This is a genomic window from Bradyrhizobium sp. SZCCHNGR1005, assembly GCF_032489995.1.
Lineage (GTDB): Bacteria > Pseudomonadota > Alphaproteobacteria > Rhizobiales > Xanthobacteraceae > Bradyrhizobium.
The window spans coordinates 105,361-126,823 of sequence record NZ_JAUEZC010000003.1 but is presented as its reverse complement, the minus strand read 5'-3'; the positions used below and the strand labels follow the sequence as shown (position 1 = coordinate 126,823).

Annotated in this window: 17 protein-coding genes; 4 read left to right on the top strand and 13 right to left on the bottom strand. The window is 62.0% G+C overall.

Annotation, left to right across the window (positions count from 1 at the left end; translation table 11 throughout):
* Nucleotides 1-19: 19 nt before the first annotated feature.
* The gene (locus QXZ85_RS12850; protein ID WP_315704415.1) at nucleotides 20-2,062 is read right to left on the bottom strand and encodes a TIGR04372 family glycosyltransferase; all 2,043 of its coding nucleotides are present in this window, start codon (nucleotides 2,060-2,062) and stop codon (nucleotides 20-22) included.
* Between the two features lie 752 nt (nucleotides 2,063-2,814).
* Between QXZ85_RS12850 and QXZ85_RS12845 the strand changes: the two genes are divergently transcribed.
* The 4 genes from QXZ85_RS12845 (at nucleotide 2,815) to QXZ85_RS12830 (ending at nucleotide 10,160) form a co-directional block, all read left to right on the top strand.
* The gene (locus QXZ85_RS12845; RefSeq protein WP_315704414.1) at nucleotides 2,815-4,917 is read left to right on the top strand and encodes a TIGR04372 family glycosyltransferase; all 2,103 of its coding nucleotides are present in this window, start codon (nucleotides 2,815-2,817) and stop codon (nucleotides 4,915-4,917) included.
* A 14-nt stretch (nucleotides 4,918-4,931) separates the two neighbouring features.
* The gene (locus tag QXZ85_RS12840; RefSeq protein ID WP_316174267.1) at nucleotides 4,932-6,890 is read left to right on the top strand and encodes an acyltransferase family protein; all 1,959 of its coding nucleotides are present in this window, start codon (nucleotides 4,932-4,934) and stop codon (nucleotides 6,888-6,890) included.
* 341 nt (nucleotides 6,891-7,231) lie between these two features.
* Complete coding sequence (locus QXZ85_RS12835) at nucleotides 7,232-8,179, top strand: hypothetical protein (RefSeq protein WP_315727742.1); 948 nt, start codon at nucleotides 7,232-7,234, stop codon at nucleotides 8,177-8,179.
* Complete coding sequence (locus tag QXZ85_RS12830) at nucleotides 8,163-10,160, top strand: acyltransferase family protein (RefSeq protein ID WP_315704411.1); 1,998 nt, start codon at nucleotides 8,163-8,165, stop codon at nucleotides 10,158-10,160. Before QXZ85_RS12835 ends, QXZ85_RS12830 begins: the two co-directional genes overlap by 17 nt.
* Here QXZ85_RS12830 and QXZ85_RS12825 read toward each other — a convergent pair.
* The 12 genes from QXZ85_RS12825 to QXZ85_RS12770 form a co-directional block, all read right to left on the bottom strand.
* Nucleotides 10,130-11,095 (bottom strand): TylF/MycF/NovP-related O-methyltransferase, encoded by a 966-nt coding sequence (locus tag QXZ85_RS12825; protein WP_315704410.1) that lies wholly within the window; start codon nucleotides 11,093-11,095, stop codon nucleotides 10,130-10,132. The two genes, QXZ85_RS12830 and QXZ85_RS12825, sit on opposite strands and share 31 nt — an antisense overlap.
* 128 nt (nucleotides 11,096-11,223) lie before the next feature.
* The gene (locus QXZ85_RS12820; RefSeq protein WP_315704409.1) at nucleotides 11,224-12,204 is read right to left on the bottom strand and encodes a hypothetical protein; all 981 of its coding nucleotides are present in this window, start codon (nucleotides 12,202-12,204) and stop codon (nucleotides 11,224-11,226) included.
* 12 nt (nucleotides 12,205-12,216) lie between these two features.
* Nucleotides 12,217-13,110, bottom strand: coding sequence for a hypothetical protein (locus QXZ85_RS12815; protein ID WP_315704408.1), 894 nt, complete (start codon nucleotides 13,108-13,110; stop codon nucleotides 12,217-12,219).
* Between the two features lie 39 nt (nucleotides 13,111-13,149).
* Entirely contained in the window at nucleotides 13,150-14,235 is a 1,086-nt protein-coding gene (locus QXZ85_RS12810) for a GSCFA domain-containing protein (protein ID WP_315704407.1), read from the bottom strand.
* 60 nt (nucleotides 14,236-14,295) lie between these two features.
* Nucleotides 14,296-15,255, bottom strand: a complete 960-nt coding sequence (locus QXZ85_RS12805) for a TylF/MycF/NovP-related O-methyltransferase (protein ID WP_315704406.1) — start codon at nucleotides 15,253-15,255, stop codon at nucleotides 14,296-14,298.
* A 455-nt stretch (nucleotides 15,256-15,710) separates the two neighbouring features.
* Complete coding sequence (locus QXZ85_RS12800; RefSeq protein ID WP_315732584.1) at nucleotides 15,711-15,977, bottom strand: hypothetical protein; 267 nt, start codon at nucleotides 15,975-15,977, stop codon at nucleotides 15,711-15,713.
* Between the two features lie 313 nt (nucleotides 15,978-16,290).
* A complete protein-coding gene (locus QXZ85_RS12795; RefSeq protein ID WP_315704404.1) occupies nucleotides 16,291-16,953 on the bottom strand; it encodes a class I SAM-dependent methyltransferase in 663 nt (220 codons plus the stop codon).
* A 30-nt stretch (nucleotides 16,954-16,983) separates the two neighbouring features.
* The gene (locus QXZ85_RS12790; RefSeq protein WP_315704403.1) at nucleotides 16,984-18,030 is read right to left on the bottom strand and encodes an aminoglycoside phosphotransferase family protein; all 1,047 of its coding nucleotides are present in this window, start codon (nucleotides 18,028-18,030) and stop codon (nucleotides 16,984-16,986) included.
* Nucleotides 18,017-18,634: a hypothetical protein gene (locus tag QXZ85_RS12785; protein WP_315704402.1), complete on the bottom strand. Its 618-nt coding sequence runs from the start codon at nucleotides 18,632-18,634 to the stop codon at nucleotides 18,017-18,019. The genes QXZ85_RS12790 and QXZ85_RS12785 overlap by 14 nt, the downstream gene beginning before the upstream one ends.
* A 9-nt stretch (nucleotides 18,635-18,643) precedes the next feature.
* A complete protein-coding gene (locus tag QXZ85_RS12780; RefSeq protein ID WP_315768526.1) occupies nucleotides 18,644-19,681 on the bottom strand; it encodes a zinc-binding dehydrogenase in 1,038 nt (345 codons plus the stop codon).
* A gap of 8 nt (nucleotides 19,682-19,689) precedes the next feature.
* Entirely contained in the window at nucleotides 19,690-20,613 is a 924-nt protein-coding gene (locus tag QXZ85_RS12775; RefSeq protein WP_315704400.1) for a transketolase family protein, read from the bottom strand.
* A complete protein-coding gene (locus QXZ85_RS12770; protein ID WP_315727746.1) occupies nucleotides 20,610-21,458 on the bottom strand; it encodes a transketolase in 849 nt (282 codons plus the stop codon). Before QXZ85_RS12770 ends, QXZ85_RS12775 begins: the two co-directional genes overlap by 4 nt.
* Nucleotides 21,459-21,463: the final 5 nt, after the last annotated feature.

Sequence of the window (21,463 nt, the reverse complement as noted above, 5' to 3'; positions counted from 1 at the left end):
TCATACATCGCGCTGTTCCTCAGGACTCTCTCAGCAGGTTTTGTGCATGCTTTTCCAAGAAATACTTGCTCGGCCGCGAGCTGCCGAAGAAGCCCGGCACTTGAACGTGACGCTCCCAGCTGCCGTCGACGCCGGGGGGAGGTCCTTTCCGCCGGGGATCGGAGATGTCGAGGACCTCGCGCACGGTTTCCAGAATCTCGTCCGAACTGCTCTCGCCCACGGCGAGTCTAGCACGCGCCATGGATTCATGTGTCGGGTAAGCCCAGCGATATTGCTCCGACGTCCACTCGCTTAGCGAAAGCATGGTTCCGTCCGCCCTGTGCACCGGCTTCAGCGCAAAGCGGGTGTCCCTCGACCACAACAGACCGATCGAGCTCAACGCATTCACCATAGCCGTCGGGATGCCAAAGCTACTTGCCACATAGGCAAAGCCGGAGGTCGTGCCGATGAACATGCGGGCGCGACGCATCAGATGGATGTCCATTTCCGGAAACTGATCGTCGCTGCGGGCGTAGTCGATCACCCGGTCCATCATGGGAAATGGTGGCACCCTGCGACCGCCCATCCGCACGACCCAGCCACCGCACTCGGTGATGTGGCGTACCGCATCGAGATAAGTCGCGAGCGAGGCGTTGCGGATGGATTCGCCGACACCCTCGGTATCGTTCCGCGCCTGGGCATCCCGCACGTGCAGGCAGACGAACCAGTCGCCGTCGGCCATACCCCATCTGCGCCGATATTCCTGGTAAGTCTGCTCGACGCGATCGTCGGCGAGCAGGCGGCGATCGTAGATGTCGCGCAGCGGAAAGGTCCGTTGCCGGCTTTCCCATTGCTGGAGGGCAAGTGATCCGGCATCGTTCCAGTACACGGCCCGTCCGTCCTCGAACTGGAATGCCTGATGGGAATCGCCGATGAACGGCGTGAGGCTGGCGAGTTCGTGCCACACTCCGGCGCTGACGTTCTCGCCCAAGGTCAGCGTTGGACAGATATCCGAGAACAACGATAGGAACGGCTTGTTGGCGATCCGGTCCTTGTAGGCCAGGAGCATCGGCTGGCCTTGCCACCACCCCATCTCCCGCATCATCAGATGAACGTTGAGGTGGCCGTTGTGGCCGATCAACGCGCTCCAGTCCGGAGAGAGAAGCTTGACGTCCGACAAATCGGTGTCGAGCTTCTTCAGAATGGCCTTGAGCTGAGGGCTGGGAGCCGGAAGATGACGGCGCAGCCGCTGCTGCGTCTCCCTCAGCTTGATATAGACCTGCGGTACGTGGAAACCCTCCCCGCTGTGATATGTTGTCAGCAGAAGATTGCGATAGGCGTAGAAGAGGTTGATTTCCGACAACACCTTCCGCTGCGGATGGTCGGCGGGAAAACGCTCCCAATATTGGCCGCGGTCCTCGCGTGCGGTGAGAATATCGTCGTGCCTGGGAAGGCCGAGCTGAATGACGAGGGTCTCGATCAGTTCTTTGTCGCAGAAGAATTCCGGGACATAGCGGTCGAGGGGAGCTTCGAACAGCTCGGGATCACCGTCTCTGCGTGCATCGCGTTGCCTTCCTTCGAAGGACATCTGCTCGAAACGGAAGGTTCGATGCTCCAGCATGATCTTGATCAGCTCGGCAAACAGGCGGAGGTGCTGCGGTCGGAGCACAGTCCAATTGATCGTGTGGGCCTGCGCCAGCAATTCCATGAAATAGCCGGACGTCAGCTTCTTCGTCAGCTTGCCGATCGCGTCCATGAACTCGTCGTCGACCCGATCCCAATCGATGTTGGGAAACAGCTCCAGAACGCGTTTCTCCTTCTCGCACATGAGGAGGAAGAGGATCAGCTCATTGCTGTACAGATCCGAGCGGCCGCTGGCGAGCACCCATTGCATCTCCTTATCCAGGTCGGGACCGCAGAAATACCGAAACTGCCGGTCAAATTCATTCCGGTGCGCATAGCGGTGAAAAATGAGTGTGACCATGAATGCCTGTTTGAACGTCATCAGGGCAAAGATCAGGTCCTTCAAAGATTCCGCCCGTTCCCGACCGGCTGCATTGAGAAACCTGCCGATTGCCTTCACAGCATGCGCGGCCAGGTTCGATTTCAACGATCGTCGGAGATCACGCAGGCGTGGCGCGGAACGCCCGGGCGGATTGGGATGAATGGACTCGGAGAACATTCTAGGGCCCCTGACGATATCGAAGGTTCCGTGCAGCGCTGCTTCTGTAGCCAACCGCCTCGCATTGAGACAGGCCCGTCGGGCTTCCGGATGGGGATAGCGCCCGAGCCTGGCAGGAGCATAGAGCGCGACTGCGTCTGCTGCCAGTCCGGGCGCTTGCAGCCGTAACAGGAAAGGGGATGCGAACGGTCCTGTGCCACGGCTCGCTGTGGCGGATCCGGGGCACCTGGGGCGCAAGCAAGTCCGGCGGCGGTGCTTCGCTCAATTGAACCAATTGGCAGGCATTGCACTCGATGACATCGCGCTTGAACAAGCCGTCAGCCTGTCCGCTGTTGCCGAAACCGCTACACAAGCAAAGGCGGCGACATCGGAATGTCGTGGAAAGGCCCACGACACCGGCGAGCGAATTCATTGAAGTCGGATGGACTTGCGGCACGCCCCAAACTGGCTGCTTCTGCAAAACTGAGGGAAATCTCAGGTCACTATGTTACGTTGTTCTCGATACAAGCGCAACTCATGTTACGTGAGGCATTTATCAAAGGCGGCGGCTCTCAGACACGGGAGCGATGGCATATTGGGCGGATTCGGGTTGATCGGGTGGGGGCTTCACAGTAATCGTTGCTCGCTGTTCTGTGAACGCGCTGGAGGTGCGATTGCCGCTCGATACAATCTCGACCGAGAGCCTGTCCGTCGACAGCTCCCTGGTCCTCCGTCGGACGCCCGCGGAACGAACATTCGGCAGACTTTATCCCATTCTGCTCGGCCTTCTCAGGCGGGTTCCGGCCCGGCATTTTTTGCGTAATCTGGCTTTTACGCTCTTGCCTTTCGGGGCCCGATTTCGTCTGACGATGCTGTTTCGTCACTTCTTCCAGCATCCGGCATTGGACCGGCATTTCGTCTTTTTCTGCGGTCCCTTTCTCGGCAGCCGTCTGAGTTGGATCTTTCGCAGTCGTGTTTGGAAACGATACCCGAACGAGGTTGCCTTCTATCTCCTGCTCTCCGGCTACCGGAGAGAAGCGCTGCCCCTTTTCCGCCGGCTGAAGTGGGACAGCGATGATTCGATCGCCGAAATCGCACTGCAAGCCACGGGTGCGGTCGGGGATGGTTACTCGATGGATCTGCTGACGCAGATGCATTTTTTGGATTGGCCTCGGGCCGCCGAGAGGTCGCATTCGTTGCGTACATTCGTTCGGCTGATGTTGGAGCATCGCAACTTCCAATACGAGGAGCGCGCTTTTCGGGGGCACGTCGAATTCGATCAAGTTCCGAGGGACGTTCCGGTCGAGCAATTCATTCCTTATTTCTTTCGCGACCGGGAGGTGATCGAGCGTCTGATGAAGGACCTTGGTCTTTCCGATACGGCCGGCGTGCTCGGAAAGTTGGACGAGGCTGGACAGTATTGGGAGCATTTTCCTGCGTATTTTCCGGATCGCGCCCTCTGTCTCGATGTCTATCTGTTCTATGCCTATCGCGAACTCCTGCTCAGAACCTACCACAATGGGGAAGGGGATAAGGTGCCCCTTGTGTACCGGCGTGGTCTGGACACCCAACGTCGCCTTCGCCGTCATCTTCCCAAGCCATCCCCCGAATTGAAGCGCGTGCTGGACGGGATCGGAGCGGAGCTCGGCGATGTGAGATTGCTATCCCCGGACTGGAGCGCACTGATCGGTCATAACGGTCACCTCAACGTGCACCTGATGATGCGGAGCATGGGATGGTGGAAAGGACAGCCGGTCCTGCTCGCCTACAAGGACAGGATTGCCAACAAGCCGTTCCTCTCCTTGTTTTCGGAGATCTGTCCAACGCTTACGCTCGGCGAAAACGTATCTGCCGGTGTCTGGTTCGAGCTTGCGAGTTTGACACCGTTCCTGGGCGACTCCCATCAGGCCTTCGAATTCCAGGACGGCCGCTGCGTGTATTGGAACGATGCAGGCGCGATGGCCCTTCAGAAATGGGAGCGCGAAGGCAGGGGATTCCCGCTTCGTGACATCTACGACGCGCGTATGCAGGCTGATGATCGGATCGAGATTCTATATCAATCGCTCCGCGAGAAATGGGGGCTTGCTCCCGACGATTGGTTCGTTTGTCTGCATATGCGTGATGCCGAAGCGCGCGGAGAAACGCTCGGCGTCGGTGAATCGATCCGCAGTTCGAACATCGGCAATTATTTCGATACCGTCCGCTACATCACGTCGATCGGCGGTTGGGTCATCCGCATGGGCGGTCGTAAAGCGCCGCCGATGCCCGAAATGCCGCGGGTGATCGACTATGCCCGCTCCGAAGATCAGGTGCCGGAAATTGATATCCACCTGATGCGGCGTGCGCGCATGTTCATCGGAACGACGTCCGGCTTTGCCTATGTGGCATCCAGCTTCGGGATTCCGACCGCGATGGTCAATGCGCTGAGTTCGGTCGGGCTGCTATGGTCGAAGGACACACGCTTTGCCTTGAAGCCGGTCCATACCGCGGAGGGGCGGATGTTGTCGTTGAGCGACGTCACGTCAGAGCAGTGGCGATGGACATTCCCGACCTACGAGACGGTCAGGAGCGCAGGCCTCACGGTAAGCGAAAGCAGCTCCGATGAGATTCTCGAGACGACCAAGGAGGTTCTCGATCTCTCGTCCGGGCGTCCGGCCATTCAGCCTGTCGATGATGCCTGGGAAACGCGGGTACATGTTCCGGGATTCTTCGGCAGTTCGCGTCCCTCGCGCTACTTCCTGGAAAAATATTCCGCTTCGCTGCTGGCTGATTCCTAAGAGTTCGCGCGCCGATGAATATCGTGCCTTCGATCCTTGCCTCCGACGAGGCCCACGCCACGCCGCTTCGCTATCGCCGGGACATCGATGGCCTTCGCGCGATAGCGGTGCTGCCGGTCCTGCTGTATCACGCCTTCCCCGGCTCGGTTCCGGGCGGATTCTACGGCGTCGACATCTTCTTCGTGATCTCCGGCTACCTGATCACCGGCATCATCCATAAGCAGATGCTGTCGAAGACGTTCAGCATTGCCGATTTCTATGCCCGTCGTATCCGACGCATCTTTCCGGCACTGATCACAGTGGTCTTGGTCACCTTCCTGATCGCCTGGTACATCCTGCCGCCGCGCGAATTGAAGTCACTGGGCACCAACATCGCAGGCGGCGCCATATTCGCGCAGAATTTCGTCCTGCTCGGGCAGGTCGGCTATTTCGATCTCGCCGCCGAGAAGAAGCCGCTGCTGCATCTGTGGTCGCTCGGCATCGAGGAGCAGTACTACATCGTCTGGCCGTTGCTGCTGATGTTGATCGGCTCGCGGCGGAGCAGAAGCTTGCTGATCACCGTCACACTTGCTGCGGCATCGTTCCTGGCGTGCGTGATCGTGCGACGATATTCGCCCGACTACGCCTTCTATCTGCCGGTGACCCGGGCCTGGGAACTGCTCGTCGGATCGGGGCTCGCGTTGTGGATCAATGGACGGCAGGCGACCGCCGGGTTCTCCACGGCGTTCCCGGCCAGGCTCGGGCGGGAGCTGATCGCCCCTGCGGCTTTGCTGACGCTTCTGGCCGCATTCTGGCTTTATAACCGCCAGATCCCGCATCCGGGCTGGTACACGTTGGCGCCGGTCCTGGCTGCCGCGGCGTTGATCGCAACCAGTGGCACGCACACGCACCGCTACATCCTCTCGGCCGCGCCGGTCGTCTTCATCGGTCTGATCAGCTACCCGCTTTACCTCTGGCATTACCCCTTGATGGCTTATGCCCGCATCCACTTCGTCGATGGTGTCGCTCCCTTGGTGATGTGGAGCATACTGATCGGCAGCGTGATGCTGGCATGGCTCACCTACCAGCTCATTGAGCGACCGATTCGTTTCGGGCGACGGCTGGTGCCGCTCAAGGTCGGCGGCCTGGTTGGCGGCATGATCGCGCTGGGGGTCGTCGGCGTGGTGGCCGACAGGACCAATGGCTTGCCAGCGCGTATCCCGGCCGAAGTTCGCGGATTCATGCTCGACGGCAGCGAGACTGCGTTCCGCTGGCGGAACGGCAAGTGCCTGCTGATGGCCGATCAGAGCGAGTTCGCTCCGGAATGCATGGGCGCAGGCCGCCGCCCGCTGGTCGCGGTGTGGGGCGATTCTTATGCCGCCTCGCTATATCCCGGACTGGCTCATTTCGGCGCCGAGCGCGGCTTCGACGTCGCCGAGTTCGCCATCTCGGCCTGCGCCCCGCTGATCGGCTACGTCAATGCCCAACGGCCGCTCTGCAAGCCCGCGAACGATGCGGTGTTGCGGCATCTGACCGAGTTGAAGCCCGACGTGGTGATTTTCTATGGCACATGGAGGGCCAGCGACGACGATGTCCGTCTCGGTCTGGAGCGCACCATTCCGCTCGTGAGGGAGGCGGGGGTGTCGACCATCGTGATCGTGGGGCCACCGCCGACTTGGCAGGGCGACGGGCTGCCCGCGAACCTGCTGGACTATTATTTCCTGACCCGGACCATTCTTCCGGAGCGGACCTGGTTTCGCACCGTCGATGAATGGACGAAGCCGTTCGATGCATTCCTCGCTGCGCAGGCAAGACGATTGGGGGCTGACTATGTTTCGGTTCGCGGGCTGATGTGCAACGAGAACGGCTGCCTGACTCGGATCGGGCCGAACGCGTCCGAGATCACAACGTTCGATTCGGGGCATCTGACCTATCCCGCTTCGATCTTCGTCGCCCGGCAGGTGCTGGATGCCTTGCCGGATCTCGGACGCTAGGTGTCTTGCGGCTCGCGATGGAGCTGTGCGTGCATCGAGCAAGGAAAGGCGCGATAGTTTTGGATGGTTTGCGCGGTCCGGTTCTGGCTCCCCTTACCGCCGATCTGAAGCCTCTGCATCATGGGCGGCAAATTCGTCTGAGGGACTTCAGATCGAAAGACGGTATTGAGATCATATTGCTGTTAGTACCCGTGGCTTTCCGAGGTTCGTGAAAGGTGGGGGCTGGGGTGATTCACGAACTTCGGAAAGCGAGTACTCACGTCTCGGCTAGAAGCTTTGCGCTCTACGTCATCTGCGTCCTGGCCTTGATCGGCCTCATCGCGGGTGGAAGCTGCCTATATTTGGCTGCTCAACCCGGCGATCATTTCGCGGCGATCAGCCCGACCGGCAAGCCGGGCTGGTACCAGAACCTTGCGGGCGAGTACGTCACGGAGATCCAGGACCAGGATCTTTTCTTTCATGACATCGGCGGCTCGATCGAGCATGTCCGCCAGGCGGATGTCGTGATCCTAGGGTCGTCGCTGGTATCTTTCGCGCTGGACGGGGACGTCGTTCGCGAGCGCCTTGAAAAGCCCCATGGTTTGAAGTTCTACAACATGGCGTTTGTCGGAGTCGCGAGCGGCGAGTTCTCGCGGCAGATCATTCAAAAGTACGGTCTTCATCCAAGGTTATGGATTCTCAATGCCGATGATGGTGGGGGCGGGGGTAATTTCTTCAGCCGCAACCTGACGCGCGCCTTCGGCGCGGATGTTCGGCCGATCCCGGCGACCCGGCTCAGCTATTTCGAGGCGTACCATCAGGTCATACGCCGGGACCTGCGCTGGAGGTTTGAGCGTGCCACGGCAGAATTGCGCCGCGAGCTCGTCCCGCCCAAAGCGAGCGTGATCCCGAAATTCGATCGTAGCGACGAGACGGGCGCCGCCGACATGAGCTCGTTTCCGCGCTTTCTTGCTGATGGCAATCCCGGCGTGAAGATGACCCGGGATCCCGATTGTCACACCACGCCCGATGTCATTGCCAACGCGCGGGCCTTCGTTGCGTCGTTGGGAGCGCCGGTCGTTCTGACCTTGGTGCCGAACTTCCACGGTTGCCTGACCCAGGTGAAAGAGATCGCGCAGGCCATCGGGGTCGAGACCGCGTTGCCGCCAAGAACGAATTATTCGAGCTGGGACGGCGGCGGTCATCTCGATCGCAACGGTGCGACCGACTTCACGCGCGACCTCGTTGGCGCTTTGGAAAGGACCAGCGCGTTTCAGGGGCTGAGTACGCACGATGCTCAACCACGCTGATCCGAAGCTGGCCTTGCGGGCCGATCATTCGCTCGGCGCCAACCCGATGCACGGTGTGGCCTATCGGCCGGACATCGATGGGCTGCGCGCGCTCGCGGTGATCGCGGTGGTCATCTATCACGCCTTTCCGAAGCTGGCGCCGGGCGGCTTTGCCGGTGTCGACATCTTCTTTGTCATCTCCGGTTATCTGATCACCGGGATCATCGACCGGCAACTGCGCGCGAAACGCTTCAGTATCCTGGAGTTCTATGCTCGCCGTGTTCTGCGGATCTTTCCGGCGCTGATGATCGTGGTGATCGCCACCTTCGCGGCGGGCTGGTTCCTGCTTCCGGTCAACGAGATGGAAGCGCTCGGCGCAAACGTTAAGGGCGCTGCGGTCTTCATTGAAAACTTCGTCCTGTATGGCCAGATCGTCGGATATTTCGACCCTGGCGCGGAGCGCCTGCCGCTGCTCCATCTTTGGTCGCTCGGGATCGAGGAGCAATACTACATCGTATGGCCGCTCACCCTGCTGCTGATCTCGGCTTGGCCGACACAACGGCTAAAGATCGTGATCCTATTGGGTGTCTGCTCGTTTGCGGCTTGTCTCTGGACGCCCGCGAGCGACGCCGCCTGGGCATTCTATTCGCCGACGACCAGAGGATGGGAGCTTCTCGTCGGATCTGGATTGGCCTTGTGGGTCCCGGCGAGATCCGTCGGCGCGACGAGAAGGATTCGATCGCCGCTTGCGATCGCCGGGGTGGCCGCGATCATACTCACGTTCTGGATGTTTGGCGCCCGCTCACCCTGGCCGGGCATCCGGATGATGCTTCCCGTCCTTGCAACGGCGGCTTTGCTTGGGACGGACGATACGCCTGTACATCGGCTGTTGTCGGCGCGTTGGTTCGTCTTTGTGGGACTGATCAGCTATCCGTTGTACCTCTGGCATTTTCCACTGATTGCATTCGCGAAGTTGCAGTGGGACGGGCCGCTGCCGATATCGTTGACGTTCAGCCTTCTGGCCGTGAGCGTCTCGCTGGCGTGGTTGACCTACCGTTTTATCGAGCGGCCGATCAGGTTTGGATCGGCGCCGGCGGGGTGGCGAGTTGCTCCACTGGTTGCGGCCATGGCGGCAATCTGGCTGGTCGGAATGACCGCTGTGGATACCCGAGGCCTTCCGATGCGCTTCCCTCGGCAGATCCAAGGCTTGATGCTATCGGGCACCGAAACCTCCGTGCATTGGCGCCGTGCCAAATGCCTCTTGCTGCTTCAGCCTGCCTCGGAGTTCGCCTCGGAATGCGCAGGGCATGGTGGTCACCCGCTGGTACTGGTCTGGGGCGATTCCTATGGCGCGGCCCTTTATCCCGGCTTGCTCCATTTCGCCGCCGAGCGCGGCTATGAGGTCGCCCAGTATACGGCCTCGGCCTGTCCGCCTCTGATCGGTTACAGTCTGCCGGAGCGGCCGTTCTGCAAGAGCATCAATGATGACGTTTTGTCACGCATTGGCCGTCTGCGGCCCGATGTGGTCGTTCTTGATGCGACCTGGGGGCACGCGGAGCCCGTGCTGCGCGAGGACTTGCCGCGTACCGTGGCGATGCTCAAAGCCCTGAGCGTCGGCAGGATCGTGCTGATGGGACCTCCGCCAAGCTGGCAGGGCGCAGGCTTGTCGCGCAACGTCCTCGACTATTACCGGCAGACTGGCGAGGTACTGCCGGCCCGAAGCTTCTATCGCTCGACCGACGAATGGACGCGGGGGCGCGATCGGCTGCTGCAGGAGATGTCACGAGAACTCGGCATCGAGTACATTTCCGTCCGGGACGTCTTCTGCAACAACGACGGTTGTCTGACCCGGATCGGCCCGAACGACTCGGAATTGACTGCGTTCGATCCCGGGCACCTGACGGTGCCCGGCGCGATCTTCCTGGCGTCTCGGTCGCTGGACCGCATCCTCGGCCCTGATGGAGGGCGTCCTCAGACCGGGTCGACCGGCACGCCGCGATAGGAATGGATGATGAACCTCGTTCCTCCGACTGAGTAATCGCCGCCGCTGGTGGCCTCGATATTGAACATCTCGACCAGTTCCTTCCACGCCTGTCGTTCGCCGACGTTGGGAAGCGCGCGATTGGCGTTCCAATCGTCGAAACAGAGAACCGCACCGGTCGAGATCATTCCTCGCTCGAACAGCGGCACCAGCGCATCCATGGTGGACTGATAAAGATCGCCATCGAAATGGATCATCGCGAAGCGAGTCTCCGGCGGCAGCGTCTTGACGGTGTCGGCAAACCAGCCCTCGTAGAGTTCGAAGCGATGCGGCGGGAGAATCTTGCCGATGACGGCACGGAGCTCGGGCGCGGCGAGCACCTTGCAGCCGCCTTTGGCCCAAGCGCCGGAGACGACATGCGGCGAGACCTGGTCGATAGGAGAGGTGATTTCCGGCAGGCCTTCGAAGCTGTCGAACAGCCGCAGCACGCGGAAGGGGTTTTCGCCGGACGCGCTCTTGGCAAGCGGCTGCCGTTGAAGATCGAAGACCATCGATGTGGCAAGCGCCCTCGCGCTGAAGCCTCCCATGGTGCCGAATTCGGCAACGTCGCCGTTGACATGGGAGCTATTGATGTATTGCACGCAAAGGGTCAGAGTCTTCGCGATCTCCTTCGCGGGAAGGATAAGAACGTCCTCATAAGTATAGTAGGACGCCGGCGAAGGTAGTTGTCTGGCTCTGTACTTCTCGAGCGCGATGTCCTGGATCGGCCGTCCATCGTCGACAGGCGGAGGCGGAGGCGGAGGTGCCACCGTCTCGACCTTGGTGATCTCCGTGGTCGTCACATACGGCCAGGGCAGCGGCGGCTCGGACATGACGGCGCGTTTGACCGATCGCAGCCAGTAGAGCGCTTCCGGTGGAAGCGTATTTGCAAGCGCTGATTTGAAGGAAGTGAGCATGCGTAATTCTCCGACGCGGTGCAACTCAGTCAAACTCAAGTAGACGCCCGTCGTGGTGGTCGAGCCGCCCAATCCGCGTCATGACCATCCGCTTAACGGTCCGAGGGAAGCTCGGCAAGCGGGCGCGGTCAATATAGGCTGGCGATCTTGCGCTGATCGGGACCGGTATTACCGGGGTCCTGCGTCCGCTCTTTCGGCATCTTGTAGAAGAACGGATCCGCGGGCCAGTGGTTCATGCCGACGACCATGACCTTCATCTCCTCGTCGGGCATCCGTGGCATGAACACCAGATCGATTGCCGAACGGGTCTTGTGCTTCGGCGGACTGCCGCGGTGCATCAAGCGGGTCGCATCGAACACGAGAAGGTCGCCGGTTTTCCCCAGCACCGTGTGCTCTCGGCCGGCCGCATCCTTATACTGGAACGGCCCGGTCTGCTCGTCGACGTCACAGAGATAGAGAACGCCGCGAATGACGCCGGCCGGACAGCCGTCGCTATGCCATTCCTGCGGACCCACCCCATCGGTCAGGTGCGGCAGAGAGCGCACCAGACGGACGTTGGCGACCTTTGCCGGGCACCCGAGGACGCCCCGGAAAAACGACTCGAAATCGCCGCCACTGAACAGAGAGTGGAGATAGTCGAGAAGCGCCGGGGAGGGCAGGCCTGTTTGCAGGTCGGTGGTATACGGAGCAACGCTGTTGCCGGCCCAGTCCCACGACGAATGGAGGTTGCCCACTCCCCTGTCGAAGCGTTCGGTTTCACGAAAATTGGCTGCCTTTTCCGGGTTGGTGCTGATCACCGTCACCCCATCCTGCTGGAAGGCAAGCACCTTGTCCGCGAGTTGACTGGGTGTCCTCTGCGGATCGAATTTGGGAGCGAGCGCAGTACACATGGCCGGCGGCTTGTTGGCTGCCGGGAGCAGCGTCAGCCTGCGCGCATCTGCCGCGGCTTTGATGACCGGCTGCACCTCTCGTGCTTCCTCGGAAGGGGAGTGGGCGGCCGTCAGACGGTCAAGTGTTTCGGCGCGTACCAGTCTGTAGCCGAGGCTGCTAAGAGCCTGGTTGAGACCGCCTTTGAGCCTCTGCTTGGCGACGCTGATCATCGAAGTCATAGCCAGATATCCTTACGCGGCGTCCGGGGTGTTCGAGGCAAAAGGGTCGAGTCCGCACGCCATTCGGTAGTAAAGCTCATAACGCGGATGATTGGCGAGCAGGCCTCGGCTGTCGATAGCATCATCGATCAGCGCCTCGAGTAGGAGGCGTGCGCCTTTGGGAGGCAGATGCACCCCGTCGAAATCGTATTCGGGACGCAGCAGATCATTTTCCGTCAGGTCGGACCAGCGATCCAGCATGACGAGGTTGAGTGATCTCACTTTCGAACCGAGCTTCCAGTTGAATGCCTGGACCAGCTTGGTGCGGACGGTGACCGGGCAATCGTAGCTCTGCAACTGCCTGACCCGCGCTTCCTGGCGCGTCGGAGGAACGACGCTTTGGACATAGACGCGCCTGAAGCCGGCCGCGACAAGTTGCTGCAGCCCGGCAATAAAGGGCCCGAGGCGCGCTTCAATCGCTTCCTCGATAAGGTCCCAGGGAACAAGCGGCTTATCCAGCAAGGGCATCGTCGTCGGGAAAGGAGGCACAAAGTCGTGCGTATCCTTCAACAGCTGCAGGATCGGCCCCCTCACGTCGATCTCGCCGAGCGTGATCATGATCAAGGGCGGGCGCATGGGCTGTCCTGCAGCCTTTGCGATGGCGAAATCGACCTCGTCCGTGGACAGGTGAGTGGCGCGGCCCGCGCGTACGAGCCCTTCATATTCCAGGAATGCGATGAATTCCGGATGAAACTCTCCGGTCGCCGGATTGAAGAAGTCGTGGGCGGTCAGGCCCGGAACATATCGCGTTCGGGCCATCACCCATGAACCGGTCCATCTCTCGCGGAAGACCATGTTGCGGTATGGAAGCGAGTGGCTGTCCCCCACGATGTAGACCGGTAGAACGGTCTCGATTTCGGTTTCCACGCTGCAGCTTCCTTCTATCGGTCCTGAAGGGCCCCTGTCTCAACGCGACTGGCTGGCCGCAAGAGCACGGTAAAAATCGTCTTCGTCGCAAACGATATGAGAGGGTGGCCCATGTGATGCTGCCTCGCGGAAGTCTACGGTACGCCCGGAAGGCACCGTTTTGTCGCGCTCAGCGGCAAATTGTGCGAAAAACACCTGCATCGCGCGTGCCACGCCGTCCGCGGTTATCGAGCGTGCATCTTCGGCAAAATATACGCTGGCGTTCTTTGCCGTCGTGATGATCTCATAAGACGCGAAATAGTGCACATTTTCGTGGCGCCGCACCATCTCCTCCGCGGTCACACGAAGCACGCTCTTGGAATAGGTCGTCGCTTGCAGAACGTGGCGCGGCTCCATCGTCGCCACGAGCGGCACCGGTGACACGGTGAGGATGATCTGCAGCTTGGGATTGGCCGCCGTCATCAGGTTGACGGCTTCGGTAAGATAGGCCGTGGTCTCAGCGACAGAGAGGTTTGTAAACGCGTATTTTGAATCGTCGTAGTCGCCCGCGCTGCCACAACCCGGGCAGGTCGGATACGCGGTGCCGTCCACTCTGGATACCCAGCATTCCGTCAATCCGAGCGTGAAGATAAAGACGTCGGCAGTCTCGATCAGCTGACGCACCGCTTTGAGGTGCTGCTTGAGATCCGCCTCCGCCTCGATCATCGAGGCGAACCCCTTGGGGGCAATGCGGGGCCGTAGCAGATCGAAGACGCGACCCTCGCTGTTGGTCCAGAATTGATCTGCCGGCTTGAATGCGCCGAACGCTCGCTGGAGCAGCTGCAGAAGCTGCAATGTCGTGTAGATGTTGCCGTAACGAGCAGAGAACACGCCAAAACCGAAGCGCTCCTCCTGCTCGGGCGTCAGGTATCCGGGCGCTTTTTCGGTCACATAGTAATTGTAGTCGCGGTCCTGCAGCGCACGAGAAATGTGTTGTGCAAAGCAACTGCCTGCCGACGCAATGCGCGCGTCGTGCTCGAACCGAAAGGTGGACTCCAAATGAGGATTTAGATCCGAGCTCGAGCGATCGGCGACGGCCTGACGCCAAAAGCTGGTCGGCGGAAGCGCGTAATACGGACAGCTCATCTCGTTCTGGCCCCGGGAGCGCTGGTGTCTGCAAGTAGGTCGCGAACTCAAGCCGAACGATCAAGCCGACCGTGGCTTCATCCCGCGGTAGGAATGAATAATGAACTTCGTGCCCTGGATCGAATAGTCGCCGGAGTGGCTGGCGACGATCTTGAACCGGTTGACGAGGTCTGCCCAAGCCTTCCGTTCACCGGCTTCCGGATCGGCCTCGTTGCAATTCCAGTCATCGAAGCAGATCACTGCTCCCTTGGAGACAAAGCCGCGCTCGAAACAAGGAACCAGCGCATCCATGGTCGACGAGTAGAGATCGCCGTCGAAGTGGATCAAGGCAAGTCGAGTGTCGTCGGGCAGCGTCTTGACGGTATCGGCAAACCAACCCTCGTAGATCTGGACCCGGCTCGGCGGAATGATCGCCTCGACCATCGTTTGCAACTCGGCGGCACTAAGGATCCGGCAGCCGCCCCTGGACCAGGTTCCGGACTTCACGTGCTGCGACTCGAGGTCGACCGTCGCGGTGATTTCCGGCAGGCCTTCGAAACTGTCGAAGAGACGAAGTTTCCGTAGCGGTTGATTTGGCTGGTAGCGCGGGTCAAAGACCATCGCATTGGCGAGCGTACGCGCTGTGAAGCCGCCCATGGTGCCAAACTCAGCGATGTCGCCCCTCACGTCGGCACTATTGATGTACATCACGCTCAGGGTCAGCGTGCGCGCGATCTCCTTGGCCGGCAGGATCAGCACGTCGTCAACGTCGAAAAATAGATAGGGGGCGCTGATCTTGTGCGCGTCGAGCCGCTCGAGCGCCTCGGTCTGCTTGGTGCGTGGCTCGGGCTGGGGCGGAAGTTCGACGGCCGGCGGTCCCGGCTCAGGCTTCGGTGGTGTCGGTTCAGGCTGGCGACTGGGACCGGCTTGAGGCGGCTCCAGCGGCGCTTGGCCCATCAGTGCGCGCTTGATGGAACGCAGGCGGAAGAGGGTCTGGGGCGGCAGGCCCTCGGCGATCGCCACCTTCAACGATTTGGTCATCGGTTGTCCCCTCCACCCTTGTCGCAAGCGCCCGCTCTCTATAGAGTTTTTTTGCGAAATTCGCAAAATCGGCCGGATGTTTTGTAGCTTTCTTTTTGGCCGCTCCCTCTCTCCTACGTTGCCTCAGGGCGTCCTATTGTGAGTGCGAGTGGGGCAGATCGAGACGCTCGTCGCGCATGTATTTCATGACGATGATCGATGTGATCAGGTCACCCGAGACAACGAAGAAGATGTCGATTCCGACGATGCCGCTTCGCAGATAGGCCAGCCATATCCTGCAATTGACCGTTGATCAACCACTCGCTGCAATGGTGGAACGCTGCAGCCCGGGCTCCAGGTTGACGTGGTCCGGATCCGAACCGGACCCCTTCGTAGAGGGACGCTACAGGTGGATCACGGCCACAGGCCGAATTCGTGTTGCTTACCCGGAGTTGCATGGCAGCCTTGGAGGCTCATCACCAACGGCTCAAGCAATCTCTTGAGTGCATACTGCGCCCAAAAAGCGATTTCGCCAGCACGTTCAAAACGATCACCTCTGTCCAGATGTCGCGCAAAAAGATTTCGCTTGGCGTGTCGGGCAAATCACCAGCATTCTCTTGCGCAACCCACCTCATGAAGAGGGGCGGATCGCGATCGTCACGAACGTGGAGGTGGGCGGCGGTGGGCGGATCGGCGTTGAGCATGATCATCATGCAGACGACAACGGCGAGACGCACGGTCAAGTCGCGTGGTCCTGACACCCCGACGCTGGTGTCCAGCGCAACGCGCGTCAGCGCGTTGTCGCGATATGGTGGCCAAAAAGCCCGGTGCACCAGGGAGAGCGCGAAGTAAGCCGTCAACCCACCGCGCAGGGAAGGCCGGGATGTTTCGGCTGAACCTGTGGTTCCTGCCCCGTGCATTCTTGTCTGCACGGGGGCCATGGGGGCGGCCAGCTCCCGGCCTTTCCTGCGCCCTCTCGATCGAGAGGGGAGTACGGTCGCAGAACTCGGGCGCCGAATGCGCCGCGAGAAGGCCGGCTGACGTCTGTACCTCAGCTCATTCGAAGAAGATAAACTCGTGGTCGCCGGTGTAGCCGGAGCGCTTGAACTCGAAGGCCCATTCCTCGGGGGTGTGGAAGATGCGGCAGGTGAGCTGCCAGTACATCAGGTTCACCTTCTCGCGCTCGTTGCGGTAGCCCTCGACGCAGAGATATTTGGCGCCGCGGCTGACGCGCTCCATCTCGCGCAGCGCTGCGTCGAGATCGTAGTTGTAGAGATTGTGCAGCGTGTTGATCGAGATGACGAGGTCGAAATGCTTGTCGGGAAACGGCAGCTTGGCCGCGGTGCCGACCTGGCAGAACGGCTTCACGCTTTCCATCGTGTGCTCGACGCCATAGGAGGAGACGTCGATGCCGGCGACCTCGAGATCCGGAATGGCCTCGCGGAAATCGTGCAGGATGAAGCCCTTGCCGGAGCCGACGTCGAGCACGCGCATGCCAGGCTTGATGCCGTAGGTCGCGATCATCGCATCGGCCACCTTGCGCCAGCGGCCGTCATATTTGTAGCCGCCATAGCCGGTCTCGCGGCTGCCGTCCCAATAGTCGTAGTCGTACTTGATCGCCATTTCCGCGACGTCCGCCTTGTCGCGCTGGGTGACGCGGGCGAGGTAATCGCGCTTGGTCGATTTGTGGACGAGACTGACGAACTCGCGATAGGCCATGAATTTCTCCGGAGAGGTGGGGATGTTCGATTACGGGGTGTCGTCGGCGCCGACCAGCTCGAGCTTCGCCTCCGCCTTGGCGAGCTGCGCGGCACAGCGCTCGGCCCAGGCGCCGGTGTCAGCGAAGGCGCGGCGGGCCGCGCCGAGCGGTAGGAAGTCGTTGAGGATGATGCAGGTCCACTTGATCTGGTAGGCATCGAGCAGCAGGCGGCAGCGCGCCACACTCGCGGCATCGAGCCCGAGTCCCTGGGTCAGGCGCTCTATGAAATGCTCGTGCACTGCAAGCGGCACCGGCACCTCCGGCTGGCAAAAGAAGTCCGAGACCAGCTTGGCCGGATCGTCGCGGCCGGCATATTCGAAATCGAGGAAGGTGAGCTTGCCGGCATCGTCGATCAGCGCGTTGTGGAAGCCGAAATCGGACGGCGAGAGGCAGTTTTGATCGGCGGAAATGGCTGCGTCCAAGGCAAGCCCTTCGGCGGAGGCGCCGCTCAGAATGCCCGCCTTCACGGCCGCCCAGGTCGGCTGCAGCTGCGCCGACACCAACTGCCGGGCCTCCGCGACATGCGGCACCTCGGAATCGAGCGTCGCGAGTCGCGCCACGCGCCGCTCAACGGTCGCAATGTGCTCGGCGAGCGAGAAGCACGCCTCCGATCCCGGCGCCAAAGCGGGGCGGGGCCGGGCATTCACCGCGAGCACGAATTCGATCGCGGCCTCGACATGACCAGGCGTCAGCTCGGCTGCGGTGAGCTTGCGCCCTTCGATAAAACTGTACAGCCCGGCCTGCTCGGCACGGTCGCAGGCCAGCGGCTCGGGCACGGCGCGGATGCCGCGCGACCAGGCGTGGCTGATGAAGCTCCATTCGGCGCCGAGCCGGTCGCGGCTGTCGCGGGCGTCGGTGAAATAGCGCTTCAGCACCAGCGGGCCGTCGTCGGCCTCGAGACGGTAGACCTGGTTGTTGCGGCCGCCGGCAAGCCGGGTCAGCGCCTTGGGGGCAGGCCGGCCGGCCTGCGCCGTCAGGCGCTGCGCGAGCGCCAGCAGCGCGGCATCGGTTTCGTTGACCGCCTCAGGCGCGTTCACGGGCGAAATCCGCCGCGATTTCCGCCCAGGAGCCGCGGCGCTCATACGGCGTGGCCTGGCTTGCGAACTGGCCTTCCGGATCGAACAGGATCTTGCGCGTACCGTCCGGAAAGCCGCTCATGCCCAGGATTTCCGGCAGGTCGTCGACGAACACCTCGCAGGAGAGCGCATGCGCGCGGGCGACCTTGTCGTCCTTGGTCAGCTCGAAGAATACTCGCGCCGGATCGATCTGCGCCGCCCCCGAGCCCATCAGGCCGCGATCGGTCAGGAAGCCGCGCGCGGCGGCGTGCATGTCGTGCTTCGGCCCGAGAATGGGGTGCCTGGTCTTGTGACTGACGATGAACAGGTCATGGCCCGCGGCCCGGGCCGCGGCGACGAACTCGGCGAAGCCGGGGTAGGGCGACACCAGGTCCATGCGGGCGCCGTAGACATAGCCCTGCAGCTCCGTGAAGTCGTCCTTGCGGCCGGAGCCGTTGAGGTGGTCGCGCACGCTGTTCTTGTCTCGGCCGAGGTCGGCCGGGATCAGGCCGCGCTCCAGCGCGGCGGCGTGGAACACGCCGTCGTAGCAGGCGATCGTGTTGTCGAAGTCGATCCCGATCCGCATGGCCTGGACTTAAGCCAGCGACATGTCGATCAGCGGCCGGCCGACCTTGCCGGCGGCAAGGTCCTGCAGCGCCTGGTCGGCCTGGGCGAGGCTGTAGGGCTTGGACAGGAGATCCCGCACCGGGAAGCGGCCGGAGCTCAGAAGCCGTCCGTAGCGGCCGTAATCGCGATCCGGGACGCTGTCGCCGCCCCAGGTGCCCAGCAGGCTCTTGCCCTGGTTGAAAACGCCGGGATTGAGCGGCAGCACCGCGCCATGCTTGGCATTGCCGATCACCACCGCGCGGCCGCCCTGCTGGCGGGTCGAATTGATCGCCTGCTCCATGACGGCGGGGATGCCGGAGGATTCGACCGCGAGATCAACACCCTGCGGCACGATCTTTTTGATCTCGGAGAGCACGTCGCCGGAGGCGTCGATCACATGGGTCGCGCCATAGAGCTGGGCCAAGGCCCGGCGTGTCGGGTTGGGGTCGATGCCGATCACCGGCATGGCGCCGGCGAGCGCCGCCGCCATCAGCGCGTTCAGGCCGATGCCGCCGGTGCCGAACACGGCCACCGCATCGCCGGGCTGGACCTTGAGCACGTTGTAGACCGCGCCCATGCCGGTCGGCGCCGCGCAGCCGAGCAGCACGGCGACATCCATCGGCAGGTCCGGCGGCAGCAGGGTCAGGCGGTTCTCGCTGACGACCGAATGGCGCTGGAAGGTGGTGACGCCGCCAGCGTTGACCTTCTTGCCGTCCCAGTCATAGACGGCGCCGCCGGCCTCGATGCCGCTGCCCTTGATCCAGGACAGCACGACCTTGTCGCCGACCTTGACCTTGGTGACGGCGCTGCCGATATCGAGCACCGTGCCGGTGCCTTCGTGGCCCAGGCAGTGCGGGACCCATTTGTCCTCGCCCTTGTCGCCGCGCCATTCCATCACCTGGGTGCCGCAGGCACCGGAATAGGCGATCTCGACCAACACCTGCCCGGGCTTCAAGGCCGGGGTCTCGATGTCGGCCAGGACCAAGGGTTGGCCGGTCTGGACCAGGAGCGCAGCTTGGGTCTTCATGACATTTCTCAGTTCAACGCGTGGGCGATCTTGTCGGCGATCTGGTGGCCGGTGAGCCCGAGCACCTCGCGGGCATATTCCTGCTCGCCGGACTTCTTGAAGAAGGCGTCGGGCGTGCCGAAGCGCAGGAACTTCTTGTGCTGCGTTTCGCTGTCGGCGAGCCACTCGGACACGGCGGCGCCGAAGCCGCCGATCAGCGAATGCTCCTCGATGGTCGCGACCAGCTTGAAGCGGGCGAAGGCTTGCTTGAGCTTCTCGTCGTCCAGCGGCTTGACGGTGTGGAAGCTGACGACCTCGGCCGAGATGCCCTTATCCTTCAGCTTGTGCGCGGCCTCGATCGCCTCGGGCAACATGTTGCCCGTCGAGAGCAGGCAGACGTCGGAGCCTTCCTCGATCGTGATGGCCTTGCCGATCTTGAAATCCGCAATGGGGCCCTTGTGAACGACCGGCTCACCCTTCTTGCCCATGCGGATATAGACCGGGCGGTCCTGCTGCATGGCCGCGCGCAGCGCGCCGCGTACTTCGAAGGCGTCGCCCGGGCAGATCACGACCATGTTCGGGATCGAGCGCAGGAACGAGATGTCCTCGCAGGCGTGATGGGTCGGGCCCAGGCCGGAATAGGCGAGGCCGGCGCCGACCGCAACGATCGTCACCGGTACTTCGTGATAGCAGACGTCGGTGCGGATCTGCTCCAGGCAGCGCGTCGTCACGAACGGGGTGATGGTGTAGGCGACCGGGCGCAGGCCGTTCATCGCCATGCCGGCGGCAACGCCCATCATGTTCGCTTCGGCCACGCCGCAGTTGAAGAAACGCGACGGGTGCTTGTCCTTGAACTTGTCGAACAGGCGGTTGCCGATGTCGCCCGACAGCATGACGACGCGGCTGTCCTCGTTGCCGAGCTTGGTCAGTTCGTCAGCGAATGCGTTTCTCATGACAGGCCAAGCTCCTTGAACGCCTTCACCACCTCGTCCGCAGTCGGCGCGCGATAATGCCAGTTGTTGTCGTCCTCCATGAACGACACGCCCTTGCCCTTCACGGTATGCGCGATCAGCGCCACCGGCTTGCCGGAGCCGTTCGGGATGTTCTGCATGGCTTCCGCCAGTGCGCCGACGTCGTGGCCGTCGATCTCATGGGCATCCCAGCCGAAGGCGGCCCATTTGTCGCGCAAAGGCGCCAGCATCAGCGTCTCGTTGGAGCGCGCGGTCGCCTGCCACTTGTTGTAGTCGACGACGACGCAGACGTTTTCGAGCTTCTGGGCGGCGGCGAACATCGCCGCTTCCCACACCGAGCCCTCGTTGTTCTCGCCGTCCGACAGCAGCGCGAACACGCGGTAGGTCTCGCCCTTGATCCGGCCGGCCAGCGCCATGCCGCAGCCGAGCGGCAGGCCGTGGCCGAGCGAGCCGGTGGCGGCCTCGACGCCGGGCAACAGGTTCGCGGGCGGATGTTCGGCCAGCCGGCCGCCGTCCTGGCAATAGGTATCGAGCTCTTCGATCGGGAAGTAACCCTTAATCGCCAGGGTCGCGAACAGCGCCGCGGCGGCGTGGCCCTTCGAGAGGATGAAGCGGTCGCGCAAGGGATCGCTCGGCTTGGCGGGATCGATGTTGAGCACGTGCCAATAGGCCGCGGTCAGGACGTCGGCGCAGGACAGCGACGAGGCGAGATGGGCGGCTTGCGCCTTGTGCGACATCTCGATGATCTTGCCGCGCAGCCTGGCGGCCTGCGCCTTCAGCGCAGCCGTATCAGGACTGCTCGCGGTGCTCCGGACTGCAACGTTCATCGTGC

Bases quoted from the DNA above. Each gene is read 5' to 3' on its own strand.
- QXZ85_RS12840 (WP_316174267.1), top strand. From the start codon at position 4,932: ATGAATATCGTGCCTTCGATCCTTGCCTCCGACGAGGCCCACGCCACG.
- QXZ85_RS12830 (WP_315704411.1), top strand. From the start codon at position 8,163: ATGCTCAACCACGCTGATCCGAAGCTGGCCTTGCGGGCCGATCATTCG.
- QXZ85_RS12825 (WP_315704410.1), bottom strand. From the start codon at position 11,095: ATGCTCACTTCCTTCAAATCAGCGCTTGCAAATACGCTTCCACCGGAA.
- QXZ85_RS12820 (WP_315704409.1), bottom strand. From the start codon at position 12,204: ATGACTTCGATGATCAGCGTCGCCAAGCAGAGGCTCAAAGGCGGTCTC.
- QXZ85_RS12810 (WP_315704407.1), bottom strand. From the start codon at position 14,235: ATGAGCTGTCCGTATTACGCGCTTCCGCCGACCAGCTTTTGGCGTCAG.
- QXZ85_RS12805 (WP_315704406.1), bottom strand. From the start codon at position 15,255: ATGACCAAATCGTTGAAGGTGGCGATCGCCGAGGGCCTGCCGCCCCAG.
- QXZ85_RS12795 (WP_315704404.1), bottom strand. From the start codon at position 16,953: ATGGCCTATCGCGAGTTCGTCAGTCTCGTCCACAAATCGACCAAGCGC.
- QXZ85_RS12785 (WP_315704402.1), bottom strand. From the start codon at position 18,634: ATGCGGATCGGGATCGACTTCGACAACACGATCGCCTGCTACGACGGC.
- QXZ85_RS12780 (WP_315768526.1), bottom strand. From the start codon at position 19,681: ATGAAGACCCAAGCTGCGCTCCTGGTCCAGACCGGCCAACCCTTGGTC.
- QXZ85_RS12775 (WP_315704400.1), bottom strand. From the start codon at position 20,613: ATGAGAAACGCATTCGCTGACGAACTGACCAAGCTCGGCAACGAGGAC.
- QXZ85_RS12770 (WP_315727746.1), bottom strand. From the start codon at position 21,458: ATGAACGTTGCAGTCCGGAGCACCGCGAGCAGTCCTGATACGGCTGCG.